At 69.7% G+C, this 2,467-nt stretch carries 2 protein-coding genes; one reads left to right on the top strand and one right to left on the bottom strand.

Translation table 11 applies throughout. The features are described 5' to 3' along the window. Positions 1 to 431 precede the first annotated feature (431 nt). On the top strand, positions 432 to 1,967 hold the full coding sequence (locus IH54_RS0138435; protein WP_031526151.1) for a GH39 family glycosyl hydrolase: 1,536 nt from the start codon (positions 432 to 434) through the stop codon (positions 1,965 to 1,967). A 175-nt stretch (positions 1,968 to 2,142) separates the two neighbouring features. On the opposite strand, the gene IH54_RS0138430 is transcribed toward IH54_RS0138435, so the two are convergent. Then, the coding region (locus tag IH54_RS0138430; protein WP_031526149.1) for an RICIN domain-containing protein at positions 2,143 to 2,467 on the bottom strand (325 nt) is incomplete at its 5' end.

The following is a 2,467-nucleotide window of genomic DNA, read 5'->3' as shown; positions in this document are numbered from 1 at the left end:
CCCGCCGCTGCCGCTGCCGCCGTCGTCGTCGCTGCCACCGGCACAGCCGGTCGCAGCGAGGGCGAGGCCCAGGCCGATCGCGACAGCCGTCGCACTGCGCGTCTTCCTCGTCATCGTGGAACTCCCTGATCTGTCGTCGAGACGACACACGTGATGCGAATGTTTGCGCAAATTAACGAGCCATTCGCGGAGATGAGGTATGTGTACAGCCTGGTTAGACGGGTGGCAACACCAAAGTTTTCGCAAGTTGCGCAATCGTTACGGCGCCGACCACTGTGCGACACGGCCTTGGACCGACGCCCTTGACACGGTTTTCCCGAGCTACCTAAGGTGCGCAGCGCGTAAGCAACGAGCACGGCTGGAGCCATCCGCCCGCCGCGCCCCTCGGCGCGCCGCGCCGCACCCCGCCACCCCGCAATGAAGGAACCACCATGCGGATCGTCGTTCCCCACCAGCCGTCGGCCCAGCTGTCCGACGCCTGGCGCCACTGCGTAGGCACGGGTCGGCTCGACCTCGCGCTGCGGCGTGACTACCAGGAGTCACTTGCCCTCACACAGCGGGACATCGGTTTCCGGTACATCCGGGGACACGGGCTGCTGAGTGACGGAATGGGCGTCCACCGGCCCTACGACTACGCCGGCGAGCGGCGCGTCCGCCACGCCTTCACGTACGTCGACCAGGTGGTGGACTCCTACCTGGAGCTGGGCATCGCGCCCTTCCTCGAACTCGGCTTCATGCCGTCCGAGCTCGCCTCCGGCGAGGAGACCGTGTTCTGGTGGAAGGGCAACATCACTCCTCCTCGCGACGAGAAGGAGTGGGCGGACCTGGTCCGCGCCGTCGTCGGGCACCTGGTCGAGCGCTACGGCATCGACCAGGTGCGCCAGTGGCCGATCGAGGTGTGGAACGAGCCCAACCTCGACATCTTCTGGTCCGCCGGCCAGGACGCCTACCACCGCCTCTACGAGGTGACCTCGCTGGCGGTCAAGGAGGTCGACGCCGAGCTCCAGGTCGGCGGCCCGTCGCTGGCCCCGGGTTACCAGGACGAGTGGATCGAGCGCTTCGGTGCGTTCGTCGAGGCCCGGGACCTGCCGATCGACTTCGTCAGCCGCCACGCCTACAGCAGCGGTCCCGAGCGGCACGTGCCGTTCGGGACCCACCAGACGCTCATGCCGGCGTCGGCGCTGCTGGAGCAGTTCGCGGCACCGAGGCGGCAGCTGGCGGGCACCGGGCTCGCGGACCTGCCCCTGCACATCACCGAGTTCAACTCGTCGTACCGGCCGGACAACCCGATCCACGACACCGCATTCCACGCGGCCTACCTCGCACCGGTGCTGGCCAACGGCGGTGACGTCGCGGACTCCTTCTCGTACTGGACGTTCTGCGACGTGTTCGAGGAGGTGGGCATCCCCACCGCGCCCTTCCACGGCGGCTTCGGTCTGCTCACGCATCGCCAGATCAAGAAGCCCACCTACCATCTGTACGCCTTCATGGCCGAGATGGGCGACCAGATCCTGGCCCGCGGTGAGGACCACCTGGTGACGCGGCACGGCGACGGCCGCGTCACCGTGCTGGCCTGGGCCCCGGCGGACCCGACCGGTGGCGAGCCCGTCGAGGGCCACACCGTCCGGCTCTCCCTGCCCGTCGGCGCCCCCGGCTCGCACGGCGCTGCTTTCGCACGGCGCCGCTCCGTGAGCGAGGAGGACGGCAACTCCTGGGCCGCCTGGTGCGAGATGGGGCGGCCACTGGCGCCCAGCGACCGTCAGCTCGACGCGCTCCGCGAGGCCGCAGAGCCCGCCCGGTCGCACCGGAGCGTCCCCGTCACCGGTGGGCGCGCGGACGTGGACCTCGTCCTTCGCCGCAACGAGGTGACGCTCCTGGAGGTCACCCCGGTCGTCGACGAGACGCCCGAGTGGTGGGACGGCGACCGTCTCTTCGGCCTCGGCGCCGGCCGGCAGTATCCGCACTGAAGCTGCGCAACGCAGGCGGCGCCTACGACCGGACGGTCCGCTCCCGCGGCGACCGATCGCGTGAAGGGGCCGCCCGTCGCAGGCCGGAACCGGCCTGCGACGGGCGGCGCCCGACCGCGTCAGTGCTCACCCATCCGCATCATGGGGCGCGGTTCGGCGGCCCCAGGGCGTGACGTCAGTTCCACGCCCACTTCTGGTTGCTGCCGCCTGAGCAGGAGTACATCTGGATCTGGGTGCCGTTGGCGGTGCCGACCCCGACAGCGTCGAGGCAGAGTCCGGACTGGACGCCGACGATGGTGCCGTCGGAGTTCACGCGCCACTTCTGGTTGTCGCCGCCCCAGCAGGAGTAGATCTGGACCTTGGTGCCGTTGGCGGTGCCGGCGGCGTCGAGGCATTTGCCCAGGATCTGCAGTTCACCGGCGGAGGTGCTGGTGAACTGCTGGTTGGCCTGGCCGTTGCAGTCCCACAGCTGGAGCTGGGTGCCGTCGGTGGTGGTGGAG

The sequence above is a fragment of the Streptomyces sp. NRRL F-5123 genome, from assembly GCF_000721495.1.
GTDB lineage: Bacteria > Actinomycetota > Actinomycetes > Streptomycetales > Streptomycetaceae > Actinacidiphila.
This window is presented reverse-complemented; position numbering and strand designations above follow the sequence as displayed.